The organism is Amorphoplanes digitatis (genome assembly GCF_014205335.1).
GTDB classification, from domain to species: domain Bacteria; phylum Actinomycetota; class Actinomycetes; order Mycobacteriales; family Micromonosporaceae; genus Actinoplanes; species Actinoplanes digitatus.
In genome coordinates this window covers 3362718-3387655 of record NZ_JACHNH010000001.1, presented here as the reverse complement: position 1 = coordinate 3387655, position 24938 = coordinate 3362718, and the positions used below count along the sequence as shown (strand labels likewise).

The 24938-nt window shown below is 72.3% G+C and carries 19 protein-coding genes; 12 read left to right on the top strand and 7 right to left on the bottom strand.

The window, feature by feature from the left end:
- Positions 1-47: 47 nt before the first annotated feature.
- Positions 48-2279, top strand: coding sequence for a putative bifunctional diguanylate cyclase/phosphodiesterase (locus BJ971_RS14625; RefSeq protein ID WP_184993427.1), 2232 nt, complete (start codon positions 48-50; stop codon positions 2277-2279).
- On the opposite strand, the gene BJ971_RS14620 is transcribed toward BJ971_RS14625, so the two are convergent.
- From BJ971_RS14620 to BJ971_RS14600, 5 genes are all read right to left on the bottom strand, one after another.
- Positions 2273-4339, bottom strand: coding sequence for an outer membrane protein assembly factor BamB family protein (locus BJ971_RS14620; protein ID WP_203709184.1), 2067 nt, complete (start codon positions 4337-4339; stop codon positions 2273-2275). The genes BJ971_RS14625 and BJ971_RS14620 overlap by 7 nt on opposite strands.
- Positions 4340-4489: 150 nt before the next feature.
- On the bottom strand, positions 4490-5941 hold the full coding sequence (locus BJ971_RS14615; protein WP_184993423.1) for an ATP-binding protein: 1452 nt from the start codon (positions 5939-5941) through the stop codon (positions 4490-4492).
- Between the two features lie 123 nt (positions 5942-6064).
- Positions 6065-7210 carry a cellulose-binding domain-containing protein gene (locus tag BJ971_RS14610; protein ID WP_184993421.1) on the bottom strand — a complete coding sequence of 382 codons (1146 nt, stop codon included), beginning with the start codon at positions 7208-7210 and terminating at the stop codon, positions 6065-6067.
- Positions 7204-8574 (bottom strand): glycoside hydrolase family 6 protein, encoded by a 1371-nt coding sequence (locus BJ971_RS14605; RefSeq protein WP_184993419.1) that lies wholly within the window; start codon positions 8572-8574, stop codon positions 7204-7206. Before BJ971_RS14605 ends, BJ971_RS14610 begins: the two co-directional genes overlap by 7 nt.
- 90 nt (positions 8575-8664) lie before the next feature.
- On the bottom strand, positions 8665-9462 hold the full coding sequence (locus BJ971_RS14600) for a hypothetical protein (protein WP_184993417.1): 798 nt from the start codon (positions 9460-9462) through the stop codon (positions 8665-8667).
- A gap of 197 nt (positions 9463-9659) precedes the next feature.
- Here BJ971_RS14600 and BJ971_RS14595 point away from each other — a divergent pair, with 197 nt between their 5' ends.
- From BJ971_RS14595 to BJ971_RS14575, 5 genes are all read left to right on the top strand, one after another.
- Positions 9660-11855, top strand: coding sequence for an MMPL family transporter (locus tag BJ971_RS14595; protein WP_184993415.1), 2196 nt, complete (start codon positions 9660-9662; stop codon positions 11853-11855).
- Between the two features lie 85 nt (positions 11856-11940).
- Positions 11941-13092 carry a DUF2786 domain-containing protein gene (locus BJ971_RS14590; RefSeq protein WP_239087301.1) on the top strand — a complete coding sequence of 384 codons (1152 nt, stop codon included), beginning with the start codon at positions 11941-11943 and terminating at the stop codon, positions 13090-13092.
- Positions 13093-13139: 47 nt separating this feature from the next.
- Positions 13140-13523, top strand: a complete 384-nt coding sequence (locus BJ971_RS14585) for a hypothetical protein (RefSeq protein WP_184993413.1) — start codon at positions 13140-13142, stop codon at positions 13521-13523.
- A complete protein-coding gene (locus BJ971_RS14580; RefSeq protein WP_311772863.1) occupies positions 13513-16041 on the top strand; it encodes a caspase family protein in 2529 nt (842 codons plus the stop codon). Before BJ971_RS14585 ends, BJ971_RS14580 begins: the two co-directional genes overlap by 11 nt.
- 1 nt (position 16042) lies before the next feature.
- Positions 16043-17311, top strand: coding sequence for an extracellular solute-binding protein (locus BJ971_RS14575; RefSeq protein ID WP_184993409.1), 1269 nt, complete (start codon positions 16043-16045; stop codon positions 17309-17311).
- Positions 17312-17330: 19 nt separating this feature from the next.
- Here the strand turns inward: BJ971_RS14575 and BJ971_RS14570 are convergent, their stop codons facing one another.
- Positions 17331-18824 carry a M1 family metallopeptidase gene (locus tag BJ971_RS14570; protein WP_184993407.1) on the bottom strand — a complete coding sequence of 498 codons (1494 nt, stop codon included), beginning with the start codon at positions 18822-18824 and terminating at the stop codon, positions 17331-17333.
- Between the two features lie 90 nt (positions 18825-18914).
- The gene (locus BJ971_RS14565; RefSeq protein WP_184993405.1) at positions 18915-19109 is read right to left on the bottom strand and encodes a ferredoxin; all 195 of its coding nucleotides are present in this window, start codon (positions 19107-19109) and stop codon (positions 18915-18917) included.
- A 260-nt stretch (positions 19110-19369) separates the two neighbouring features.
- On the opposite strand from BJ971_RS14565, the gene BJ971_RS14560 reads away from it, so the two are divergent.
- From BJ971_RS14560 to BJ971_RS14535, 6 genes are all read left to right on the top strand, one after another.
- Positions 19370-20917 (top strand): long-chain-fatty-acid--CoA ligase, encoded by a 1548-nt coding sequence (locus tag BJ971_RS14560; RefSeq protein WP_184993403.1) that lies wholly within the window; start codon positions 19370-19372, stop codon positions 20915-20917.
- A 129-nt stretch (positions 20918-21046) separates the two neighbouring features.
- Positions 21047-21385 carry an ArsR/SmtB family transcription factor gene (locus BJ971_RS14555; RefSeq protein WP_184993401.1) on the top strand — a complete coding sequence of 113 codons (339 nt, stop codon included), beginning with the start codon at positions 21047-21049 and terminating at the stop codon, positions 21383-21385.
- The gene (locus BJ971_RS14550) at positions 21382-21858 is read left to right on the top strand and encodes an SRPBCC domain-containing protein (protein ID WP_184993399.1); all 477 of its coding nucleotides are present in this window, start codon (positions 21382-21384) and stop codon (positions 21856-21858) included. The genes BJ971_RS14555 and BJ971_RS14550 overlap by 4 nt, the downstream gene beginning before the upstream one ends.
- Positions 21855-22487 (top strand): dihydrofolate reductase family protein, encoded by a 633-nt coding sequence (locus BJ971_RS14545; RefSeq protein WP_184993397.1) that lies wholly within the window; start codon positions 21855-21857, stop codon positions 22485-22487. Before BJ971_RS14550 ends, BJ971_RS14545 begins: the two co-directional genes overlap by 4 nt.
- 174 nt (positions 22488-22661) lie before the next feature.
- Positions 22662-23984 (top strand): GlnX family signal transduction membrane protein, encoded by a 1323-nt coding sequence (locus tag BJ971_RS14540; protein ID WP_239087302.1) that lies wholly within the window; start codon positions 22662-22664, stop codon positions 23982-23984.
- Positions 23984-24937: a glutamate ABC transporter substrate-binding protein gene (locus BJ971_RS14535; RefSeq protein WP_184993395.1), complete on the top strand. Its 954-nt coding sequence runs from the start codon at positions 23984-23986 to the stop codon at positions 24935-24937. Before BJ971_RS14540 ends, BJ971_RS14535 begins: the two co-directional genes overlap by 1 nt.
- Position 24938 lies beyond the last annotated feature (1 nt).

Below are 24938 nucleotides of genomic sequence, written 5' to 3'. Positions count from 1 at the left end.
ACAAGTGGAAGGGCTCAGTTGGGCCCGTACCCGGTCGATTGCCCACTGTGCGGCAGAACAGACTCTGGTGGATCTGGCTGGTGGCGGGCTCGGCCCTGACCGTCGGCTACTTCCTGCTCTCCCCGGACGACCTCGCCTCCAACCTCCTCTACAACCTGGTCGGGCTCCTGTCCGGCCTCGCGATCCTGCTCGGCGTGCGGCTGCACCGGCCCGAGCGCCCGGCCATGTGGTACTGGTTCGCCGCCGGGCAGATCACCTGGGTCGTCGGTGACCTGGTCTGGGAGTACTACGTCTTCGCCCGCCACGAGGAGCCGTACCCGTCGTTCGCCGACGTCTTCTACCTGGTCGCGTACCCGATGCTGGTGATCGGCCTGCTCCTGCTGGTGCGGGTGCGCGCCAGCCGCGATCTCGCCGGCCTGGTCGACGCCGCCGTCGTCGGCACCGGGCTCGGCCTGGTGTTCTGGGTGTTCGTCATGCACCCGGTCGCCGCCGACTCGACCGCCTCGGCGCTCGAGCGGGGCATCAGCGTGGCCTATCCCGCGGCCGACGTCCTGCTGCTGGCGATGCTGGCCCGCCTGTACACCTCCGCCGGGCGCCGCACGGTCAGCGCACATCTGCTGGGCCTGGCCGGCCTGTTCCTGCTGGTCGGCGACGTGGGCTACTCGCTGGTCTCGCTCTATTCCGAGAACGACGAGAGCAACCTGCTCAACGCCGCCTTCCTGCTCTCGTACGTGGCGTGGGGCGCCGCCGCCCTGCACCCGTCGATGCGGTCGACCGGGGTGGCGTCGCCGCATCCGGGCGACTCCCGGGTCGGCCGGTCGCGCCTGGCCACGCTCGCCGTCAGCTCGCTGCTGGCGCCCGCGCTGCTGTTCGTGCCCGGCATCGGCGGCGACAACATCGACCGCGTGGCGATCGCGGCCGCCGCCGTCGTCCTGTTCCTGCTCGTCGTGTTCCGGATGGGCGGTTTCGTCGCACAGGTGCAGCGGCAGGCGGACCAGCTCGCGGACCTCGCGATGGAGGACGACCTGACCGGCCTCGCCAACCGGCGGCGCCTCGAGCAGGTGCTGCGCTCGGCGCTGGGCGAGGGCCCGGTGCAGGTCGCGCTGCTCGACCTGGACGACTTCAAGGGCGTCAACGACCGGCTCGGCCACGCCGTCGGCGACCAGCTTCTCACGGTCCTCGCCGGCCGCCTGGTCACGGCCCTGGAGGACGACGTGCTCGTGGCGCGCATGGGCGGCGACGAGTTCGCGATCATGATGCCGGGTGCGACGGACGCGCCGGCCGACCTCACCGTCGCCCGGCTGTCCGAGACGCTGCGCACCCCGATCCGCGTGGAGGATCACGAGCTGCTGGTCAACGCCAGCATCGGGGTCACCGACGGCGCCGGCACCACCAACCCGTTCGAGGTGCTGCGCCGCGCCGACGTGGCGATGTACGTGGCCAAGGGTTCCGGCAACGGCTACTTCCGCTACGCGGAGAATCTCGACGAGGAGGCGGACGAGCAGGCGCGCATCGGCGCCGAGCTGCGCGTAGCGCTCGACGCCGGCCAGTTCCGGATGGTCTACCAGCCGATCGTCGAGCTGCCGCACGGCCGGATCCGGGGGGTGGAGGCCCTGGTCCGCTGGGAGCATCCCACCCGCGGGTTCGTCCCGCCGGACCAGTTCATCCCGGCGGCCGAGCGCAACGGGCTCATCGTCGAGCTCGGCGACTGGATCCTGCGCACGGCGTGCGAACAGGCCGTCGCCTGGCACACCGAGCTGGGCGAACACGCGCCGTACAAGATGAGCGTCAACGTCTCGGCCCGCCAGCTCGCCCAGCCCGGCTTCTCCCGCGTCGTCTCGGCGACGCTCGCGCAGACCGGACTGGCGGCCGACCGGCTCACCCTCGAGGTCACCGAGACGGCGGTCTTCGGCGGCAGCCACGCGGTGCAGGCGCTCAACGAGCTGAACGAGCTGGGCGTCTCGATCGCGCTCGACGACTTCGGCACCGGCCACTCGTCGCTCGGCCTGCTACAAACCGTGCCGGTCGACATCCTCAAGGTCGACAAGTCGTTCGTCGACAACATCACCATGGCCGGCCGGCACGCCGTCATCGCCACCGCCCTGATCCAGGTCAGCACCGGCCTCGGCCTGACGGCCATCGCCGAGGGCGTCGAGACCGCCGAGCAGGCCGCCGAGCTGCACCGCCTCGGCTACCGGCTGGCGCAGGGCTACCACTTCGGCAAGCCGTCCGCGACACCGGATTTCGGGGTGACCCCGATCGGCGCCGTGGGTCAGTAGACCTCGATCTTCCCCGTCGGGCGCGGGCTGTAGCTGTCGTTGAAGAAGTACTCCCCCGGGCGCTCGAACGTGTACGCGAACGACTCGCCCGGCCGCAGCCGCACGTCGAAGAGGCCCTCGAAGAACTGGGTCGCGCCGTGCACCTGGATGTTGTCCGGCGGGTTCACGAACGTCACGGTCGTACCGGCCGGCACCCGCAGGTGTGTCGGCGCCATCGCGTTCACCGCGGTCGACTCCGTGGCGCCCACCGTTCCGGTCGCCGGGTTGTAGGTACGGGCCAGCACCACGGTGTTGCCGACGGTGTGCCCCTCGACCGGCGCGCCGGAGACCGGCCGGCGGATCACCGGCGGCGGCGGGGCCGGCGCGGGCGGCACGTTCCCGCCGATCCGGAAGGCCCATAGGTAGTCGCCGCGCGGCGCGGAGTCCCCGTACGGGATCCCGGTGCCGCCCGCGTAGACCGCCAGGTACTGCACCCCGCCGGCCTCGTACATGATCGGGCTGCTGCTGATCGCCGCCCCGGTCTGGAACCGCCAGAGCTCGCGGCCGTTGCCGGCGTCCAGGCAGAGCAGGTTGCCGTCGGGCTGCCCGATGTAGATCAGGTCGCCCGCGGTGCTCAGCACGCCGTTGCCGTGCGCCAGCGAGTACGGCATCCGCCGCTTCCAGCGCACCTCGTTCGTCGCCGGGTCGACCGCCACCACGCCGCCCGTCTGGTACTCGCCCGGCGGGCGCAGCCCGTTGCTCGCCTCGGTCAGCGAGTGCGCCGCGGCGACGTAGCCGAAGCCGGTGTACACCAGGCCGGTGCTGTGGCTGTACGACTGGTGGTTCCAGTCCGCTCCCCCGCCGTGCCCGGGTATGGACAGCACCGGCACGTCCCAGTGCGGGTCGTACAGCGCGCCCCGCACGTAGTTGGGCACCGCCCTGTTCGGGTCGCCCGGCACCGAGGTGCCCAGCGGCTGGTCCACCACGCGGGTCTCGGTCCACGGCCCCTGGCGCGGGAACGGCTGCGTCGGCCAGGTCTTCTGGCGCGGCTCCTGCGGCACCGGCACCTCGTCGATGCCCAGCGGCGCGGACCCGTCGGTGCGGTCGAGGATGAAGTACATCCCCGACTTGCTGCCGTACACCACGATCTTGCGCATCCGCCGGCGGATGCGGACGTCGGCCAGGACCGGCGCCATCACGTTGTCCATGTCCCAGATGCCGTGGTGTATCGACTGGAAGTGCCAGCGGTACTTCCCGGTCGCGATCTCCAGCGCCACGATCGAGCTGGAGAACAGGTTCTGCCCGCCGCGGCCGGAGCCGTCCTGCGACGAGTTGTTGCCGCGGACGTTGCCGAAGGTCCAGTAGACCAGGCCCAGCTCGGGGTCGAGGGCCGGGTGTATCCACGGTGTCGCCCCGCCGGTCTGCCAGGAGTCGCCCTCCCAGGTGTCGTTGCCGAACTCGCCCGGGCCCGGCGTGCCCCAGAAGTTCCAGACCAGCGAGCCGTCCGTGGCGCTCAGCGCCAGCGCCGCCGCCCGCGCGCTGTCGTGGGTGCCGACGTGCAGCAGGCCGTCGTGGTGGGTGATCGCGACCTTCTCCATGTTGCCGTACCCGGTGATCTGTCTTTCCCAGGCCACCGCGCCCGTCTCCTGGTCCAGCGCGATGATCCAGTTGCCCCGGCCGTGGGTGAACACCAGGCCCTGGCCGACGGCGACGCCGCGCCGGGTGACCGGCCCGCGGGTCTGCGTGTACTTCCACTTCGTCTCGCCGGTGCCTCCGTCGACGGCGAAGACGTTGCCCAGCGCCGATTCGATGTAGAGCACGCCGCCGACGGCGACCGTGGTGCTCTGGTTGGTGCCGGTGGTCAGGCCGCCCTCGATGCGGTTGACCCAGGCCGCGCCGAGGCGGCGCAGGTTGCCCCGGTGGATGCCGCGCAGGGCCGAGTAGTTCTGGTTGCCGTAGTTGCCGCCGACCTTCGGGAAGTCCGTGCCGCCGGGCGTGGTGCAGGACCCGGCGGCGGCCGCCGCCTCCGCGCCGGCGGCGGGCAGCTGGGTCAGTGCCGTGGCGGCGGCCGTGACGGCCACGCCCCTGAGTACGTCTCTGCGCGGGACCTCCATCGCCGTTCCCCTCTCGAGACTGGTCCACCAGACGGACCATCGATCCACCTGGGAGTCAGCTCAATATAGGGGTGCGGCTATGTCTTGGAAACAGATGGTCCGCCTGGCGGACCTGCCTCAGCGCTGCGTCGACAGCTCGGTGATGCTCGCCCGCAGCTCGTCCTGGCTGATCGGCCCGACCATCCCGCCGGTGCGGGCGTCCTGCATCGCCTTGGCGAGCTGCACCCGGCGCAGCACCTCCTTGATGTCCGCGCCGGTCATGCCGTGGCTCAGCCGGGCCAGCTCGGCCACGTCGACCCCGTCCGCGAACATGGTGAAGCCCGGCTCCTCGTACACCGCGACGAGCTGCGCGATCATCTTGCGGAAGATCTCCGCCCGGCTCGCCTCGTCCGGACGCGGCACCGAGATCTTGACGTCGAAGCGGCCCGAGCGGATCAGCGAGTCGTCGACCCGGTGCGGGAAGTTCGTCGTCGCCACCACGATGACGTTCGGGTTCGCCTCGATCAGGTCGTTCATCTCCTGCTTGAAGATGCCCGCGACCGCGTTGATCGCCTGGCTCGCCGCGTCGCCGCCCGAGCCCGCGTAGCTGATGATCGAGTCGAACTCGTCGAAGAGGATCAGCGTCGGCTCCCGGTAGCGCCGGGCGTCGCGGAAGATCTGCTTGATGTTGCGCTCCGAGCCGCCCAGCCACTTGTCGAGGATCTCCGGCGTGCGGACCTCGCGGAAGTCGGCGCCGATCTCGTTGGCGAGCGCGCGCGACAGCATGGTCTTGCCGGTTCCCGGCGGGCCGTACATCAGGATGCCCTGCGGCCGGCGCGCGCCCCACCGGGCCATCGCCTCCGGGTGCCGGAACGACACCGCGATCTGCCGCAGCTCCGCGACCAGGTCCGCCAGGCCGCCGACCTGGTCGAGGGTGACCGTCTGGGTGGTCGTCGCGACCCGGGGAATGGTCTCCCGGCTGACCAGGTAGCGCCGGCCGGCCAGCGGCCGCTCGCCGGCCTCCGGGCCGAGCAGCTCGACCACGGCGTGCAGCATCAGCCGGACCATCGCCTCGAGATGCTCGGGCCGCACCTCGTCACGGGCGACCTCCGCGCGCAGCCGCACCACGCCCTCGCGCTCGTAGCCGACCGTCGCCTGCATCCCGGCCGCGGCGTCGGCCAGGACCGCGCCGGGCTCACGCTCGGCGGCGGGCCCGGCCGGACGATCAAGACCGAGTTTCCGGTACGCCGCCAAGGCCGCCGCGCCGACCTCGTCCACGATCCGGGTGGTGACCACGTCGCCGGCGGCGATCCGCTTCGCCAGCAGCGGGCCGACCGGGACGTTGCCGAGCACGATCGCCCGCAGGCGCTCCTTGCTCGGCCCGTCGGCGCCGTCGGCGCGGATCTCCGCGACGAAGACGTGCACCGGCCCCGAGCCGGTGTCCGCGCTGGTCACGGTCAGCTCGGCGCCGCTGACCGGCGCCGGGAACACGGCCCGGCGCAGCAGCTCGACCGGGTTGACCCGCGCGGCGGCGAGGATGGTGGCGGCGTCGACGATCTCGACCGTGGCGCCCGCGTACTCGAAGGACATGGCGGCCCCCTCCCGCACCAAGAGTGACACGCCGCGGCGACCTTGCCCCGTTTCGGCCAGAAACACCGGACGGCGGCGCGGGCCGCTGCTGCCCGCGCCGCCGCCGGTGTACCGGCCGCCGAATCAGCAGCCGGCGCGCGTGGTGCCCACCGCGAGGTCGTCGTACCAGAGCGTGTCCGCGCCCTCGCCGTAGCTCTCCCAGCCCAGCCGCAGATCGGTGAGGGCGGGTCGCCAGGTCCGGTTCAGCCACTGGCCGTCGATGTCGTGCGTCGGCACACCGTCCTCGAGCAGGCCCGGCACGGAGGTCCCGTTCAGCCAGGTCTGCATCGTCCCGTCACGGCCGTCGACCTTGAACTCGACGCAGTTCCAGGCGCCGACCGGCAGCGGGGCCGACAGCGCGACCCCGGCCGGGCTCTGCTCGGGCAGCGTCGCGTCGTCGGAGGCCCGGTTCCATTGCAGTGCGCCGTTCTGGCCGCCGAAGCGCAGGTCCCGGTTGCCGTCGTTTGCGTCGCGCAGGGCGATCGCGGTGACGTGCGCGGCGGGCAGCGCGGTGGTGTGCCGCACCCAGTAGCGCACGAACAACGCCGATCCCGCCGCCGGCAGCAGCGCCGTGTTGCGGACGAAGACGTGGTTGCAGTAGCCGGCCGCGCCGTCGATCCGCAGCGAGGTGCCGCCGCCGTGCGCGACCGCGGTGTCGAAGACCGCCTTGCCCACTCCCGAGCAGTCCGGATAGGTCACCGCCCAGTCGGCCTGCGTGCCCTCGAAGCCGTCGCACCGGGCACCGGACGTGCATCCGCCCGGGTTGGGCGGCGTGCTGGTCGGTGGCGTCGTGGGCGGGGTTGTGGGCGGGGTTGTGGGCGGGGTTGTCGTCGGCGGCGGGGCGCCGTTGCAGGTCACGCCGTTGAGCGCGAACGACGCCGGCGCGGTGTTGGTGCCCGAGTACGTGCCCTGGAAGCCGAAGCCGGTCGAGGCCCCGGTCGCCAGGGTGGTGTTGTACGACGGCGCGGCCGCCCGCACCGCGCTGCCGGACTGGGTCACCTGGGCGTTCCAGCCGTTGGTGACCTGCTGGTTGCCGGTGAAGGCCCAGGTCACCACCCAGCCGTTGATCGGCGCGCCGTTGTTTGTCACCCGCACGTCGGCGGTGAAGCCGGTGCTCCACTGGTTGACGGTGTACACGACGTCGCAGGCGGTCGCGGCCGCCGCCGGGGTCACGGCGGCGAGCACGGCACCCACCAGCAGGGTGCCGGCCGCCGCCAGCCGGATCAGCACGCGACGCCGTTCAGCGCGTAGCCGGTCGGGTTCGCCGGCGCGGAGCCGGTGAAGCTCGCCTGGAAGCCCGCGCTGACGCTCGCGCCGGCACCGAGGTTGCCGTTCCACGCCGCGTTGCGCACGGTGATCGTGGTGCCCGACTGCGACCAGACGCCGCTCCAGCCGCTCGCCAGGGTGACGTTGGCCGGGACGGTGAAGGTGAGCGTCCACGCGGTGAGCGCGGCGCGGTTGTTAGTGATCTTGACATCGGCGGTGAAGCCGTTCGACCAGGCGTTCGCCGTGTACGCGACCGTGCAGGCGCCACCGGCCGGCGGCGTCGTGGGCGGGGTGGTCGGCGGGGTGGTCGGCGGCGTCGTCGGAGGCGTGGTGGGCGGAGTGGTCGGCGGGGTCGTCGGAGCCGTCGTCGGCGGCGTCGTGACCGGGCCCGCCGCGATCGCCAGGTCATAGGCGCGCTGCGGCACGAACTGGCCGGCACCGGCGATGCAGCCGTCGGCCTCGCCGGGCAGCTTGATCCACAGGTACGCGTCCAGGATCGAGTCGGAGACCTGGTTGGTGCTCGGAATGCCGATCGCGCGCCCGGCCGGGTCGCACCACTCGCTGCCCGCCGGCCCGTTGCCGTTGCGGCTGGTGTCGATGACGCCCTTGAGGCTGGAGTCGCCGGTCGCGGCGATGACGTTCCTGATGTACGGGATCGACTCCGCGTTGGTGCGGTAGTTGGAGACGTTCACCGAGATGCCGTCCGCGCTGTTCGCGACGTCCGCCCGCACCAGCCGGGCCGCCATCTCCGAGGCCGACAGCCAGGCCGAGTGACCGGCGTCGAAGTAGACCTTGGCGGCGCCCGAACCGGCCTTGAGCTTCTTGCCCGCGTACGCCATGGAGGTGTAGACCTCCTGCTGCTGCGCCTGGGAGAGGCAGTTCGTCATGATCGGCAACACGTCCGGCTCGAGGATGACGGCCGCGGCCCGCCCCTTGAGCCCGGCGGCGACCTGATCGATCCACTGCCGGTACGCCGTGTGGTTCGGCATGCCGCCGGAGCTCGCGCCGCTGCAGTCGCGGTTGGGGATGTTGTAGACGACCATGATCGGCGTCTTGCCGGCCGCGGCGGCCGCGCCGACGAACGCGTCCACCTCGGCGGCGACCGTCGCGGTGTTGTTCTGGGTGAACCAGCGCCCCTGCGGGACGCTCGCGATCCGGTCGCGGATCACCGCGGCGCGGGAGTCGCCGGGATTGGCGGCGACCCATCTGGCGGCGCTGGTCTGCGGGTCCGTGTAGTAGGGGGATTCGGCGGCGGAGGCGGATCCGGGCCAGATCACGGCCGTTGCCGCGACCACGACACCGGCGGTCGCGAGGATTCTCAAGCGCATTCGACAACTCCTGGGGATGGACGTGGGAGCGCTCCCATGCATCGACCACGGTAGTTGTAACAAGGGTGAAATCTCAAGGCCGGCCGGCATTCAGCCCGTACGGCCGCCGGGATGCCTCGCCGCTGCCGGCGTCTGGCTCCATCGCGTCAGGGCGAGCACCGCCCGTTCGATAGCTCCGCTGCGACGCAGGGCGTCCGCGCCGAGAAGCACGCCGGCCGAGAGCACGCCGTCGCGAAGGATCGACCAGCCGACCCCCACGATGTCGCGAGGGCGAAAGAACCGCTCGCCGGCGAAGGCTCCGCCCGCGTCGAGGGCGATGCACCGCACACCGGCGGGGAAGCGGATGATCGCGACTCCGATGCAGGGTGTCAGCACCCCGAAGCAGACGACGAACGCGCCGAGCAGAGTGTTGCCGCCGGGGATCTCGCCGACGGAGGCCACGCTGAGCGCGAGGTTCTCCCTGCGGAGCAGGGCCATGCCCATGCCGATCTCCGCCACGCTGCCGCCGACGACGGCCGCACCGATCAGGAGGCGCCAGACCGCCTCGAATTCGGTGGGCACGAGGATCGCGGTGACCACGAGGCCGACGGCGACCAGTGAAGCGGGCACGGTCCAGGCCTCCACGAGCGCCGCGAGCGCGGCGAGCAGGGCGAGCGCGAGCAGGACCGTCGGGGCGAGGAGGCCGATGCGCGATTCGGGCAGCACCTTGCGTCGCAACACCCAGCTCACCACCGCGACCCCTGCCACCAGCAGCGCGACGGCGACGGATCGCCAACCGTAGTCGCCGGAGGTCACGTTGACGGCCAGGGCGCTGGCTATTCCCGATGCGTAGCAGCTCAGCCTCAGCAGCGGCTCACGCTGCCCGGCTCGGGTCCCGTCGGAACTCACCCGTCCAGCATGGTGATCCGAGGCGGATCGTGCCTCACTCGATCAGGCGACGCGGCGGCGCCGCGTCGTCCTGACGCAGTACGCGGTGCCCGGAGTACCGCGCCGACGGTATGCGGACGACCTGCACGCGGACGACGCGCCGGAGGCCGATTTCGGTGATCGTTCAAGGGTCAGCTCCCCCCGACCCTGGAGTTCCGATGGCCACCTACCTGTACCGGCTCGGCCGGTTCAGCTTCCGCCGGCGCAAACTCATCCTCGCGCTCTGGCTCGCCGCGCTGGCCTTACTCGGAGTCGGCGCGGCGACGCTGTCGGGGCCGACGTCCGACGAGTTCTCCATACCGGGTACGCAGGCGCAGGAGGCGATGGACCTGCTCGCCGAGCGCTTCCCCGGCGCCGCGGCCGACGGCGCGCGGGCCCGCGTGGTGTTCGCCGCGCCGGACGGGGAGAAGCTCACCGACGACGCCAACAAGGCCGCGATCGCGGCGACCGTCGCGCGGCTCGAGGGCGTCCCGGACGTGGTGACGGTCACCGATCCGCTGCGGGGCACCGTCAATCCCGCCGGCACCGTCGCGTACGCGCAGGTCACCTTCGCCGTACCGGCGACCGCGCTGACCCAGGACGACCGGGACGCGCTCGCCGCGGCCGCCGGCGCCGGCCGCGACGCCGGGCTGACCGTGGAGATGGGCGGCGACGCGATGCAGGAGGAGGGCGGCCCGGGCAACTCCGAGGTGCTCGGCATCCTGGTCGCCGCGGTGGTGCTCGTGGTGACGTTCGGTTCGCTGGTGGCCGCCGGGCTACCGCTGCTGACCGCGATCCTCGGCGTCGCCGCCGCGATGCTGGGCATCCAGATCGCCTCCGGCTTCGTCGACCTCGGCGCCAGCACCTCGACGCTGGCGCTGATGCTCGGCATCGCGGTGGCCATCGACTACGCGCTCTTCATCGTGTCCCGGTACCGGCACGAGCTGACCCTGGGCCGGCCGGGCGAGCAGGCCGCCGCACGCGCCGTCGGGACCGCCGGCTCCGCGGTCACCTTCGCCGGCCTGACCGTGGTCATCGCACTCTCCGCGCTGGCCGTGGTGAACATCCCGGTGCTCACCGAGATGGGGCTCGCGGCGGCCTTCGCCGTCGTCATCGCCGTGCTGATCGCGCTGACCCTGCTGCCCGCCCTGCTCGGGTTCGCCGGCCCGCGGATCCTGGGCCGGCGCGGCCGCGACCCGGAGGCCGCCTCCGACGCCCGGCCGACCGCCGGGCTGCGCTGGGCCCGATTCGTGACCGGGCGCCCGGTGGCGATCCTGATCGCCGCCGTCACCGGCCTGCTGGTCCTCGCGGTCCCCGCCCTCGACATGCGGCTCGGCCTGCCCGGCGACAACATGGCGAGCCCCGAGTCCACCCAGCGCAAGGCCTACGACACGCTGACCGACGGGTTCGGCGCCGGCTTCAACGGCCCGCTGACCGTGGTGGTCGACGCCGCCACCAGCCGGGACCCGAAGGGCGCCGCGGACGAGGCCGCCGCGGTCATCAAGGGCCTGCCCGGCGTCGTCGCGGTCAGCCCGCCGGCCCTCAACCCGGCCGGGGACACCGCGATCCTCCAGGTCATCCCGTCCTCCGCGCCGGACAGCGCGGAGACCGAGTCGCTGGTGCACGCCATCCGGGACACCGACGACGGCCTGCGGGACCGGGTCGGTGCGGGCCTGTCCGTCACCGGCACCACGGCCGTCGACATCGACATGTCCGACCGGATGGGCTCGGCCCTGTTGCCGTACTTGTCGGTGATCGTGGTGCTGGCGTTCCTGCTGCTGACGCTGTTGTTCCGGTCGCTGCTGGTGCCGCTCAAGGCGATCGCCGGCTTCCTGCTCTCGGTGGTGGCCACCTTCGGCGCGGTCGTCGCGGTCTTCCAGTGGGGCTGGCTGAACTCGGCGCTCGGCATCGACCAGGCCGGCCCGATCATCAGCATGCTGCCGATCTTCCTGATCGGCATCGTCTTCGGCCTGGCCATGGACTACGAGGTGTTCCTGGTCAGCCGGATGCGCGAGGAGCACGTGCACGGCGCCGCGCCGACTCAGGCGGTGGTCTCCGGCTTCGCGCACGGCGCCCGGGTGGTGACGGCCGCCGCGATCATCATGGTCAGCGTCTTCGCCGGCTTCATCCTCTCGCCCGAGTCGCTGGTGAAGTCGATCGGCTTCGCGCTGGCCGTGGCGATCCTCTTCGACGCGTTCGTGGTCCGGATGACCATCGTGCCCGCGGTGATGACGCTGCTGGGGCGCCGGGCCTGGTGGCTGCCGCGCTGGCTGGACCGGCTGCTGCCGGACATCGACGTCGAGGGCGACAAGCTGCGCGAGGAGCCGGCCGAGCCCGAACGCGATCCGGCGGAGCTGGTGACCGCCGGCCGATGAGCGAAAGGTCCCGGGAGGTGCGCGGCGATGGTGACGCGCGCCTCCCTGGACCGCCCGGCCCGGTCCGGCCGGGCATCATGGCCAGGTGAATTCGGTGCGGGACACGATCGGCGCGGTCGTCGGCGGGCGACTCGGGTACGAGGACGGCCTCGACACCCTGGCCGTCGCCCCGGCGGCCGACGTCGATCCGGCCCTGACCACCGCCCTGTTCGACGCCACCGCCCGGCTGTGGCGCGGCGGATGGCAGCCCGCCGAGCTGCACCGGGTCGTCGCCCGGCGCGGCACCGGCGTCCAGCCGCACCTGATCGTCGACGCCGTCGCCGCGTACCTGCGCGGCTTCCCGCCCCGGACGGTCGACGCGCGCTGGCTGGCGCAGGCCGTCGAGCTGGAGGCCCGGGACTGGTGGGGCGACGACGCCGGCTACCTGCGGGAGGTCACCGCCCGCCGCCGGGTCGACCGGGTCACGCTCATCGACGCCCTGCTGTCGCTGCTGGGCCTGCTGGCCGGGCTGCCGCCGATCGAGATGCTGGTCCCGCCGCCGGGACAGGCGACGCCGGCCCGGCGGGCGCCCGGGAACGACGCGCGGCTCGAGCGGGTACGCGCGCTGCTGGCCAAGGCCGAGGCCACCACGTTCCCGGCCGAGGCGGAGGCGTACACCGCCAAGGCGCAGGAGCTGATCTCGCGGCACAGCCTCGACGAGGCCCTGCTGGCCGGCGACAGCGAGGCCGTGATCCCGTACGCCCGGCGCATCGGGGTCGATCACCCCTACGAGAGCGAGAAGGCCTCGCTGCTCACCTCCGTGGCCCGGGCCAACCGCTGCCACGTCGTCTGGTCACCCGAGTTCGGCTTCGCCACCGTCTTCGGCTTCGACGCCGACATCGACGCGGTCGACCTGCTGCACACCTCGCTGCTGGTGCAGGCGCACCGGGCGATGTCCCGCGCCGAGCCGCCAGGGGGCAAGGCGGGCCGGTCCCGGCTCAAGAACTTCCGGCAGTCGTTCCTGGTCGGCTACGCGGTCCGGATCGGCGAGCGGCTCGCCGAGGCCGGCCGGGCGGCGCTGAAGCAGGTCGGCGACCCGGCCGCGCTGCTGCCCGTGCTCGCCTCCCGCGACGTGCGGATCCGCGAGGCCCGGGACCGCTCGTTCCCGTCGACGGTGCGGGGCCGGGGCTTCCGGGTGGCCAGCCGCGAGGGCTGGGAGTCCGGCCAGACGGCGGCCGACGAGGCGACCCTGTCCTAGCGGGACACCCTCTGCAAGATCTTGATTCCACTGTGTAGGGTACGGCCGTGAGCAAGACAATCGTGGCCCGGGTCACAGTCGTGGCCGAGGACGACACCGCCGCCGACACGGCGGCGAAGAAGCTCCTGCACGAGCTGCACGACCTGGACGACGTGGTCTCCGTCGCGCAGGACCGCGGCCCCGGCGCGCCGGAGGGCGCCCGCGGCGCCGAGCTGATCGCGGTGGGCACGCTGATCATGTCGGTGGTGGCACAGCCGGAAGTGATCACCGCGGTGCTGACCTACCTCGCGGACTGGCGGCGCCGGCAGGGCCGCGGCCAGATCGAGTTCCGGACGGGCAAGGCCGAGCTGATCCTCACGAACGCGAGCGACGCGCAGGTCGACAAGCTCATCAAGGCGTTCATCGAGGAGGTCACCGACCCTGAGCCGTAGACGCGCGCTGATCATCGCAACGGAGAGCTACCAGAGCAGGGCGTTCGCCCCGCTGCCCGGCACCGCGAGGGACGCCGCGGAGCTGGAACGGGTCCTCGGCGACCCGCGCATCGGGGACTTCGAGGTCACCGTCCTGCAGGACGCCACCGTGCGCGCCGCCGGCCTGATGGTGCGGGACTTCTTCTCGCACGCCGACCCGGACGACATGCTGCTGCTGCACATCTCCGGGCACGGCGAGCGCGACAGCGACGGCAACCTGTACTTCGTCAACCACGACACGATGCGCGACTCCCTCTGGGTCACCGGGCTGAAGGCCGACCACATCAGCGCGGAGATCCGCGACAGCCCGGCCCGCCGCATCGTCGTGCTGCTCGACTGCTGCTACGCGGGCGCGTTCGTGCAGCACGACGGCGTGCTCGCCGGCCTTGGCCCGGAGAAACCACCGGCGTCCACCCCGATGCCCGGCTACAAGGCCGGCAACCCGGACGACCGGCACCACCGCGGCGAGGTGGTGATCACCGCCGCCACCTCGATCGAGCACGCGTACGAGTCGGACGCCGGGCTGTTCACCCGCTGCGTCGTGCACGGGCTCGAGACCGGCCGGGCCGACATGAACCGCGACGGCGCCGTCGACTCGTACGAGTTGTACCAGTACGTCGCCGCCCGGATGCGGCGCGACGCCGCCACGCCACGGCAGAGCCCGACCTACTCCGCGCATCGGATGCAGGGGATCCTGCGGATCGCGCACAGCGCCCGCGATCTCGCCCCCGACCGGCCCCCGCCGCCGCGCCCGGCGCCGGCACCGGCCACCGTCCCGCGCGGCCGGGGCCCGCTACCGCGCCGCGTGCTGCTTCCGCTGCTGGTGGTCGCCGGCCTGCTCTGCGGGTGCGGCATCCAGGCGGACGGCGCCGTCGCCGGCGGCGGGTGCCCGGCCCCGGCGCAGGTACGGGTGGCCGCCGCGCCGGGCGGGCTGGGCGCCTACCGGGAGGTCGCCGCCGGGTTCGAGGGCTGGGTCGCCGAGCGGCAGCACGGCTGTCGCGCGGTCGACCTCTACGTCTATCCGGCCGCCGTCGACGATCTCACCGAGGGGCTGCGCCGGGGCTGGGGCGTCGGCGGCGACGGCCGGGACTACCTGCGCGACGTCGGCCCGCACCCCGACGTCTGGCTGCCGGCCGCCGCCGACGAGGTCCCGCCGGACTCCCGCGACGTCATCGACCGGGTGGAGCTGATCGGGCAGACCCCGATCGTGCTCGGCGTCCCGGCGCGGGCCCGCATACCCGGCGACGAGGAGCAGCGCCCTTCCGTGCTCTCCCTTCCGGCCCTGCTCGCCGCGGTGGGCGGGCGCCACGGCGTCGTGCGCGGCGACTTCGCCGGCTCCGCGGTCGCGCGGATGGCGACCGCGACCCTCTACCAGGACGGCACCCTCGACCCGGCCCTGGCCCGCACGGACATCGAGCAGCCCCTCGAACGGTTCCTGGACTCCGGCGGCTACCCCGTCGGCGACGAGGCGGCCCTGCTGTGCCACCAGCGCCGGGTCCGGGGCAGCACCGCCGTGCTCCTCACCGAGCAGCAGGTGGTGCGGTTCAACCGCGGCGACGCACCGGACGGCGGTTGCGTCGGCGGCGCCGCCCCGGCCGCCGGCGACCGGCTGCACGCGTTCTACCCGGCCACCACCCCGGCCGTTCGCCAGGTCGCCGTGACCCTGAACTGGCCGCGGAGCGCACAGGGCGGCACCGCGCGGTCGTACGCGGCCTGGTTCGTGCGCTGGCTGCGGCAGAAGCCGGGGCGGCAGGCGCTGCTGCGCTCCGGCTTGCGGCCGATCGGCCTGGACGCCGCCGATCCGATCGGCCCGGCGAACGGCGCGCTCGCCGACTGGCCGTTCGCCCACTGGGTGCCGGGCGAGCCGAACGCGCTGACCCGCCGGGACGTCGCCGCGCTCTACGCGGCGGCCCGCCGGCCCGGACGCTTCCTGGTGGCCCTGGACGCGTCGGGCTCGATGAACACCGTCACCGCCGACCCGGACCGAACCCGCTTCGAGGTCGCCGCGGCGGCCGTCGAGCAGGCGGCGTCCCGGCTGGGCCGGCGCGACGAGCTGGGCCTGCTCACCTTCAGCGGCCGCAGCGCCCGCGAGGTGCTGCCGATCGCCGCGGCGGGCGGCGACCCGGTCGGCCGGGTGCGCCGGTCGGCCGCCGGGATCCGGCCCGCCGGCGACACCCCGCTCTACGAGGCCGTCCGCCGCGGCGCCGCCGCGCTGCGGGCCGGCCCCGGCGACGCGCAGCGCACCCTGGTGGTGCTCACCGACGGCAAGGACACCAGCGGGCAGCCGCGCCCGTCGGCGGCGCAGACCGCCGGCGTACGCATCTTCGTGATCGCCGTCGGCGACGTGAGCTGTGCCGACGCCGCCCTCGCGGCGCTGACCACCGACAGCGGCGGCCGCTGCTTCGACGCCGGGCCGGACTCGCTGCAACCGGCGCTCACCTCGATGTTCCGCGCCGTCTGGGATATGGAAGGCGACTGACGTGCTACGGCTGCGACCCTGGATGACCTTCGTCGCCGGCAACCTGACGGGTGCCGCGCTGATCGCCGCGCTGTTCCTCTTCGGCCCGCTGTCGGGGCCCCCGGAGCTCGAGGACGGCGAGCTGGTGATCCTCAGTGGCCAGGACGACAGCCCCGGCGGGCAGCGCCAGCAGCTGGTGAACATCTGGAACGACAGCCACCCGCGCAACCGGGCCCGGATCGTGACGCTGCCCGAGGCCGCGGACGGACAGTACGCCGAGATGGTCAGCCGGGCCGAGGACGGCGACACCGACATCTTCAACCTCGACGTGGCCTGGACGGCCCGGTTCGCCGCGCCGCCGTCCGGGCGCCGGCTGATCCGGCCCATCGACGAGTCGCTGCTCGCCGAGCGCCCGGACCGGGCGTTCATGCGTAACCCGTTGCAGACCTGCCGGTACGACGGGCGGTTGTGGGCGCTGCCGTTCAACACCGACGCGGGCCTGCTCTACTACCGCACCGACCAGGGGCTGCGGCCGCCGTTCGACTGGGACACGATCAGGGCCACCAAGGTCAGGCCCGGCTTCAAGGCCGCCTGGACCGGACAGCTCAACGCCTACGAGGGACTCACCGTCAACTTCCTCGAGGCGGTCTGGTCGCGCGGCGGTGACCTCGTGGTCTCCGCCGACGGCCGGGTGACCCTGGACCTGGCGAAGTGGAACGAGGCCGCCCGCCTGCTCACCCCGCCGCGCGACGACCTGCCGGGCCCGATCCTGCCGGGCTCGGTGAACTTCGAGGAGACGAGCAGCCGCACCGCGTTCCAGGAGGGCGAGACGCTGTTCATGCGCAACTGGCCGGTCGCGTACCGGGCGATGCGCACCGGCGATCAGGCCGGCGGCGGGAAGTTCGACTTCGACGTGACGCGGCTGCCGGGCGTCAGCGTGCTCGGCGGGCAGAACCTGGCGATCGCGGAGCGGACCCGCAAACCCCGGGCGGCGCAGGCGCTCATCGAGTTCCTCACCGGCGAGCGCAGCCAGCGGCTGCTCTTCGTCAACGGCGGCTTCGCCGCCACCCGGGCCGTCGTCTACGAGGACGAGTCGATCAAGCAGAAGTACGCGTACCTGCCGCGGCTGCGCGAGGCGATCGACACCGCCCGGCTGCGGCCGGTGTCGCCGAACTACGTGGCCTTCAGCCGGGTGCTCAACGAGCAGGTGCACAACGTGCTCACCGGCAAGCGCGAGTCGCTGCCGCCGGACCTGGCCGACCGGCTGACCCGGGCCCTGCAGGGCAGGTGAGCCCCGCAGGGCCCGGGGTTCAGTGCCGGGCGCGCAGCAGGTCGTGGGTCTGCTGGATCCCGGCGAGCGACCTCGGCGCCTTCGGCGCGGCGGCGGCCGTGAGCGCGGCGGCGCCCGGGACGGCCGGCTTCGCCGGCGTGTACAGCCAGGCGTCGAACAGCTCGTCGAGCTGCTGGCCGGAGATCTTCTCGGCGAGCGTGGTGAACTCGACGGTGTTGGCGTCGCCGTACCGGTGCTCGGACACCCAGGTGCGCAGGAGCTCGAAGAAGTCCTGGTCGCCGATGGTGTTCCGGAGCTGGTGCAGGGTCATCGCGCCCCGGTCGTACACGGCGTCACCGAAGATCTCCGAGGCGCCGGGCGCGGCCGGCGCGACGGTCCAGAAATCCGCGTCCTTGCTCGCGTACAGGTAGTCGAAGAGCTCCTGGGCCGTGCCCTCGCCCTGCTCCTCGGACCAGAGCCACTCGGCGTAGGTGGCGAAGCCCTCGTTGAGCCAGATCTCCTTCCACCTGTCGACCGAGACGCTGTCGCCGAACCACTGGTGTGCGTTCTCGTGCACGACCACCGAGGTGTTCGAGCCGCTGCGGAAGAAGCCCGACGAGTAGACCGACCGGGTCTGCGTCTCGAGGGCGAAGGTGAGCGTGTCCGGCGGGGCGACGACGCCGCCGCGGGCCTCGAACGGGTACGGCCCGAAGAGGCCGCTCTCCCAGTCGACCACCTCGGCGGTGCGCTCGACGCTCGCCTTCGCCGCGTCCTCGAAGGCCGGCGTGAGCAGGTCCGAGTACGCGTTGATCACCTGCTGGCCGTCGGCCGTGGTGTCCCGGGTGATCTCGTACTGCCCGATCGCCAGGAACGCCAGGTAGGTCGCCTGCGGGTGGATCGAGCGCCAGCTCCACCGGGTCCAGCCGAGGATCTCACGCGCCGGGTTGCGCGGCATGACGCCGTTGCTGACCACCTCGACCCCGTCGGGCACCGCGACGGAGACGTCGAAGGTGGCCTTGTCGCTCGGGTGGTCGTTGCTCGGGAACCACCACCAGGCCTCCTCGGGCTGGCCGACCGCCAGCGCGCCGTCCGGGGTGCGCACCCAGGCGGTGATGCCGCCCGCGACCTTGTTGGACGGCACGCCGGAGTACTGCACCACCACGGTCATCGCACCGCCGCGCGTGACCGCCCGCGACGGGGTGACGACCAGTTCGTGGTCGCCCTCCCGGCTGAAGGCGGCGGGCCGGTTGTTGACCTTCACGGAGGCCACGTCGAGCACGAAGTCGAGGTGGAACGAGCTGAGGTCCTGCGTCGCGGTGGCCAGGATGGTGGTGGTGCCGGTGAGCCGGTCGTCGTCGGGGTAGTAGCGCAGCCGGACGTCGTAGTGCGAGACGTCGTAGCCGCCGTTGCCGTAATCGGGGAAGTACTCGTCCCCGAGCCCGGCGCCGCCGGGCGCGGGTGCGGCCTGCGCCGGGATCGCGCTCCCGGCCAAGGTCAGTGCGGTGGCGAGCGTGGCCACCAGCAGTCGTCGCACGGTCGAGCTTCCTTCCGTCGGCGGACCGGGTCGCGGCCCGACGTGGAGTGGTCAGCTCGAACCTACCGAAGATCGATGAGGCCCGTGCCCTCATTCCAGGAGGGAGATCACCGCTGCCGGGCAGTGCAGCACCGCCGAGCGGACCGCCTCGTACTGCTCGGGCGGCGGCTCCGGTTCGAGGACGACGACGACCGCCTCCTCGGGATCGGTGTCGAAGACGGCCGGGGCGGTCAGCGCGCACGTGCCCGACCCGATGCACAGGTGGGTGTCGACGGCTACCTTCATGAGCTCTCCCAAGCATCACGTTGAGTCACCGCGTCCACACTGCACGGCGGCTCATCGCCGGTCAACATCGGCATGGATATGTACCGATCGCCGCGAAAACCACCGGTGGCCGCCCGGCCGTCCCGTCCCGGCTGTCCGGCCCCGGCGCCGGCGAGCTCGCGTCCCGCGCGGGGTGAACAAAAGCGGCTGGAGGGTTCTTCAACCATCCCCGGCATGTTGGGATTGAGGCCGTCGCACAGCGGAGCCTCGAGGAGACCAACATGATCAATCTTTCCGTCTTTCTGGAGGACAGCGCCCGGCGCTACCCGAACCGGGCGGCGGTCGTCCTCGGCGACCAGCGCCTCACCTACGCCCAGGTGGACGCGGGCGCCAACCAGGTCGCCAACCTGCTGCGCTCGCGCGGCATCGGCCGCGGCGACAAGGTCGCGCTGTCGTGCCCGAACCTGCCGTACTTCCCCGTGATCTACTACGGGATCCTCAAGGCCGGCGCGGTGGTCGTGCCGCTGAACGTGCTGCTCAAGGGCCGCGAGATCGCCTACCACCTGACCGACTCCGAGGCGAAGGCGTACTTCTGCTTCCAGGGCACCGCGGACCTGCCGATGGGCACCGAGGGCAACGCCGGTTTCGGCCAGGTCGACGGCTGCGAACACTTCTTCCTGGTCACCGCCGACCCGGCCGCCCCGTCGCCGATCGAGGGCGCCGAGACGCTGGGCCGGGCGCTGACCGGGCAGTCCCCGGTCTTCGAGACCGTGCCGGCGGCCGAGACGGACGCGGCGGTCATCCTCTACACCAGCGGCACGACCGGCCAGAGCAAGGGCGCCGAGCTCAGCCACTCGAACCTGATCCTCAACGCCCTGACCAGCAACCGGCTGTTCCAGGCGAAGCCGGCCACCGACACGCACCTGCTGGTGCTGCCGCTGTTCCACTCCTTCGGCTCCACGGTGAACATGAACGCGGGCTTCTCCAGCGCGGCGACGCTGGTGCTGCTGCCCCGCTTCGACGCCGCGGCCGCGGTCAAGCTGCTACAGACCGAGGACGTCACGTTCTTCGCGGGCGTGCCGACGATGTACTGGGGCCTGCTCAACGCCCTGACCGGGGACGTGGACGTGGAGAAGATCGCCCGTAACATGCGGGTCGCGGTCAGCGGTGGCTCGAGCCTCCCGTTGGAGATCATCAAGGAGGTCCAGCAGCGCCTCGGGGTGACCATCCTGGAGGGCTACGGCCTGTCCGAGACCTCGCCCGTCGCGACGTTCAGCGACCCCGACAGCGACCCGCGCCCCGGCTCCATCGGCATTCCGATCTGGGGCGTCGAGCTGAAGCTGATCGACGAGTCCTGGAACACCATCGAGGGCAGCGACGAGATCGGCGAGATCGCGATCCGCGGCCACTGCATCATGAACGGCTACTACAACCGCCCCGAGGCCACCGCCGAGGTGCTCAACAACGGCTGGTTCCGCACCGGCGACCTGGGCAGGCGCGACAAGGACGGCTTCTACTACATCGTCGACCGGGCCAAGGACATGATCATCCGCGGCGGCTTCAACGTCTACCCGCGCGAGGTCGAGGAGGTCCTGATGACCCACGAGGCGGTGTCGCTGGCCGCGGTCATCGGCGTGCCGCACCCGAGCCACGGCGAGGAGGTCAAGGCGTACGTGATCCTCAAGGAGGGCGCCGCGATCACCGAGGAGGAGCTGGTCGCCTGGAGCAAGGAGCAGATGGCCGGCTACAAGTACCCGCGCACGATCCAGTTCGCCGAGTCCCTGCCGATGACCGCGACGGGCAAGCTCCTCAAGCGCGCCCTCACGTAGCCACACCGCCGCCGAGGACCGACGATCGCCCGCCGCGACTGCCCTGCGCAGCCCGGCGGGCGATCTGGTCTTCTCCCGCCGAACAGTTAGCCCTTGCACTAAGTGTTGGGCGCGACAATACTTAGCCTCATGGCACAGTATTCGGCCCGGCTCGACGACGTCTTCGTCGCCCTGGCCGACCCGACACGGCGTGGGGTGATCCTGCGCCTCGGCCGCGGCCCGGCCAGTGTGGGAGACCTCGCCGGTGACTTCCCGATGACACTGCCCTCGTTCATGAAGCACGTGCGCACGCTGGAGGCCGCCGGACTGATCCGCACGGCCAAATCCGGCAGGGTGCGCACCTGTGTGCTCAACCGCGAGGGCCTCGACGTCATCGGGGACTGGCTGGCCGAGCAGCATCGTGTCTGGGAAGAGCGCACCGACCGCCTGGAGCGCCTCGTCACCGACCCGGAGGAGAGACCCACGTGAACCCCGACCTCGACCTGACCCTGCAGCGGGTCATCAGGGCCCCGCGCGCCGCCGTCTGGAAGGCGTGGACCGACCCGGACCGATTCGCGAAATGGTGGCTTCCGGCGCCGGCCGTGTGCCGGGTCGACCGCCTGGAGGCGAGGCCCGGCGGTGCGCTGGTCACCCGGTACAGCGAGGACGGCGTGGCGTTCGTCCCGCACATGGACGCGGCGTTCCTCGTGGTGGACGAGCTCGAGCGAATCGTGTTCACCAACGCGATCGACAGCTCGTGGCGGCCGGCCACCCCGGCGCCGGTGGCGATGACCGCCGAGATCGTGCTGACCGACCGCCCGGACGGCACCGACTACCGGGTTCTCGTGCGGCACGGCGATCCCGCCGCCCGCGCCCGGCACGAGGAGCTCGGCTTCGCCGACGGCTGGGGCACGGTCACCAGCCAGCTTGCCCACTCCGTCGAAGAGGAGGCCGGACCGTGAAGGTCGTCCTCACCGAGTTCGTCACCCTCGACGGGGTCAGCCAGGGCCCCGGCTCCCCGACGGAGGACACCAGCGGCGGCTTCACCCGAGGCGGCTGGCTCGTGCCCTACCTGGACAAACTCTTCGTCCAGCGGACCTCCGAGTGGCTGGATCTCGCCGACGGCCTGCTGCTGGGCCGGCGCACCTACGAAGCCTTCGCCCGCGACTGGCCGCAGATCACCGACCCGCACGACCCGTTCACCGAACGCATGAACACGCTGCCCAAGTACGTCGTCACCAACACACTCGCGCAGGGCGGCTGGCATCCCACCACGGTGCTGCCCGGCGATCCGGTCGAGAGCGTGGGAAGGCTCAAATCCCGGGCAGGCCGGGAACTTCAGATCCACGGGAGCGCCCGCCTCGGCGCGGCCCTGTTGTCGGCCGGCCTCGTCGACACCCTTCGGCTCGTGGTCGCGCCGACCGTGATCGGTTCCGGGCGTCGCCTGCTCGACCACCCGAGCGCCCCCGTCGGATTGCGACTCGTTCACCACGAGGTGACGACGACAGGCCTGATCCTCCTCGAGTTCGACACGGCCGGCGCCGCCCCCCAGGCCGAGTACGAGGGCGTCACCGCCTTCGTCGAGCCGTAGCCGGCTCGGGCGGCACACCCGATGCGTCACGCAAGCGCACCCGGAGGGGGACTCTCCGGGCGCCGTTTCCTGCGTAGAATCGGCCGCCCCACCTCGTCGTGAAGATCGTTTGCACCCGTGCGGCACAGTGGCTGGGGTGAGTGCCCGACCACGCACTGCATCGACGGAGGAAGCTTGAGCACAGCGCAGCTGGAACGCGCGGCTCCGGTCGCGGCGGACGCCCGCACCGGTGTCCTCGACCGCGTCGGACGGCTGCGCCACACGTCACCCGGACGCCTCCAGCTGATCCTCGCCGCCCTGGTCTCGCTCGCGCTGCTGACCGGCCTCGTCACCGGCCTGACCGCGGCCGCGGCGGCGGACGGCACCGACGACCTCGGCAACCGGGCGCAGCCGCTGCTCGTCGAGGCCGAGACCATCTACTCCGCGCTCGCCGACGCCGACACCACCGCCGCGCAGGCCTTCCTGGCCGGCGGCCTCGAGCCGACCGCGCTGACCCGCCGCTACGAGGACGACCTCGACCGGGCCAACGCCGCGCTGACCTCGGCCGCCCGGCGCACGCCCGAGCAGGGCCGCTCCGCCGACGCGATCCGCCGGCTGTCCGCCGACGTCACCCGGTACGCGGGCCTGGTGTCCAGCGCCCGCGCCAACAACCGGCAGGGCCTGCCGATCGGCGCGTCGTACCTCTCCTCCGCGTCCGCGCTGAGCCGGGATTCCCTCCAGCCGCAGGCGCAGGCGCTGTTGCAGGCCGCGCGGAGCGAGGTCGACGACGGCTACGGTGCCGCCCGCAGCTCCTGGTGGGCGGCGCTGCTGGTGATCCTGCTGATCGCCCTGCTCGGCGCGCTGCTGCGGGCGCAGCTCTACCTGAGCCGCGCCACGCACCGGACGTTCAACCTGCCGCTGGTCGCCGCGACGGCCGGCACGGTGGTCCTCGCGCTCGCCGTCGGCGGGGTGCTGATCGCGCAGCGCGCCCATCTGTCCGAGGCCGACACCGAGGGCTCGCGGCCGGTCGCCCTGCTCGCCGAGGCCCGCATCGCCGCCCTGCGCGAACGCGGCGACGAGGCGCTGACGCTGGCCGCACGCTCCGGCGAAGGCACCCTCGAGGTCGACTTCGACACCACCACCGGGCGGCTCAACGAGCTGCTGTCCGACGCCAGCAGGTCCACGGTGGACAGCTATCCGTCGCTGGCCGTTCGCTCGGCGATCACCAAGCACGGTGCCTACGTGAGCGCGCACGACCAGGTCCGCGAGCTCGACAACGGCGGCGACTACGACGGCGCCGTCGCGCTGGCCATCGGCCCGCAGACCTCGCAGATCTTCACCGGGGTCACCGACGACATCGGCCGGGCGCTGGAGAACCGCAAGGACGTGTTCAGCGACGAGATCAGCGACGCGGGGCGCGGCCTCGGCCCGCTCACCGTGCTCGGCCCGCTGCTCGCCCTGATCGTCTGCGGCCTCATCATCGCCGGTCTGCGTGCCCGACTCGAGGAGTACCGCTGATGCGTACCCGCGCCGCCCTCGCCGCCGCCGCACTGAGCGTGCTCGCCGCCGCCGGTTGCGCCGGCGACTCCTCGCCGTTGCCCGGCCGGCCCACCACGTCCGCCGGCCCCTCGGCGACCGCGACGGCCGCACCCGCGGACGTCTCCTGCAATCCGCGCGCGAGCCTGCGCCCCGCCGGCGCGCTGCCCGCGCCGGGCCGGATGCCGGCCGGCAGCTACATGGCGGAGATCCAGAAACGCGGCCGGCTCGTGCTCGGCACCAGCCAGGACACGCTGCTGTTCAGCTCCCGCAACCCGTTCACGGGCAAGGTCGAGGGCTTCGACGTGGACATGGGCCGGCAGATCGCCCAGGCCATCTTCGGCGACCCCGACAAGATCCAGATCAAGGTCATCGCGTACGACAAGAGGGTCAGCTCGGTCCTCGACTCCTCCGTCGACATCGTCGCGGACACCATGACGGCGAACTGCGCACGCTGGAAGGACGTCAACTTCTCCAGCATCTACTACGACGCCGGGCAGAAGGTGCTGGTCTCCAAGGACTCGAAGGCGACGAGCATCGACGACCTCGGCGGGAAGAAGGTCTGCGCGGCCAAGGGCTCCACCTCCTACGACAACATCGGCAAGAGGGCCAGCAAGCCGATAGCCGTCGACCGGCCCGGCTTCGGCGACTGCCTGGTCGCCTTCCAGCAGAACGAGGTCGACGCCATCTCCACCGACGACACGATCCTGGTCGGCCTCGCCGCGCAGGACCCGTACGCGAAGGTGGTCGGTCTGCCCTTCACCAAGGAGCCGTACGGCATGGCGATGCCGAAGGAGCACGAGGACTTCACCCGGTTCGTCAACGCGGTGCTGGCCAAGAACCGCGCGGACGGCACCTGGAAGGCCACCTACGAGCGGTGGCTCGGCGACTTCGGCGGCGCGCCGCGGCCGCCGGCGGCCGAGTACCGGGACTGAC

What these genes read in the sequence shown, in the direction of transcription:
- BJ971_RS14615 (WP_184993423.1), bottom strand. Translation starts at nt 5,941, where the DNA reads ATGTCCTTCGAGTACGCGGGCGCCACGGTCGAGATCGTCGACGCCGCC.
- BJ971_RS14560 (WP_184993403.1), top strand. Translation starts at nt 19,370, where the DNA reads ATGATCAATCTTTCCGTCTTTCTGGAGGACAGCGCCCGGCGCTACCCG.
- BJ971_RS14535 (WP_184993395.1), top strand. Translation starts at nt 23,984, where the DNA reads ATGCGTACCCGCGCCGCCCTCGCCGCCGCCGCACTGAGCGTGCTCGCC.
- BJ971_RS14595 (WP_184993415.1), top strand. Translation starts at nt 9,660, where the DNA reads ATGGCCACCTACCTGTACCGGCTCGGCCGGTTCAGCTTCCGCCGGCGC.
- BJ971_RS14605 (WP_184993419.1), bottom strand. Translation starts at nt 8,574, where the DNA reads ATGCGCTTGAGAATCCTCGCGACCGCCGGTGTCGTGGTCGCGGCAACG.
- BJ971_RS14565 (WP_184993405.1), bottom strand. Translation starts at nt 19,109, where the DNA reads ATGAAGGTAGCCGTCGACACCCACCTGTGCATCGGGTCGGGCACGTGC.
- BJ971_RS14555 (WP_184993401.1), top strand. Translation starts at nt 21,047, where the DNA reads ATGGCACAGTATTCGGCCCGGCTCGACGACGTCTTCGTCGCCCTGGCC.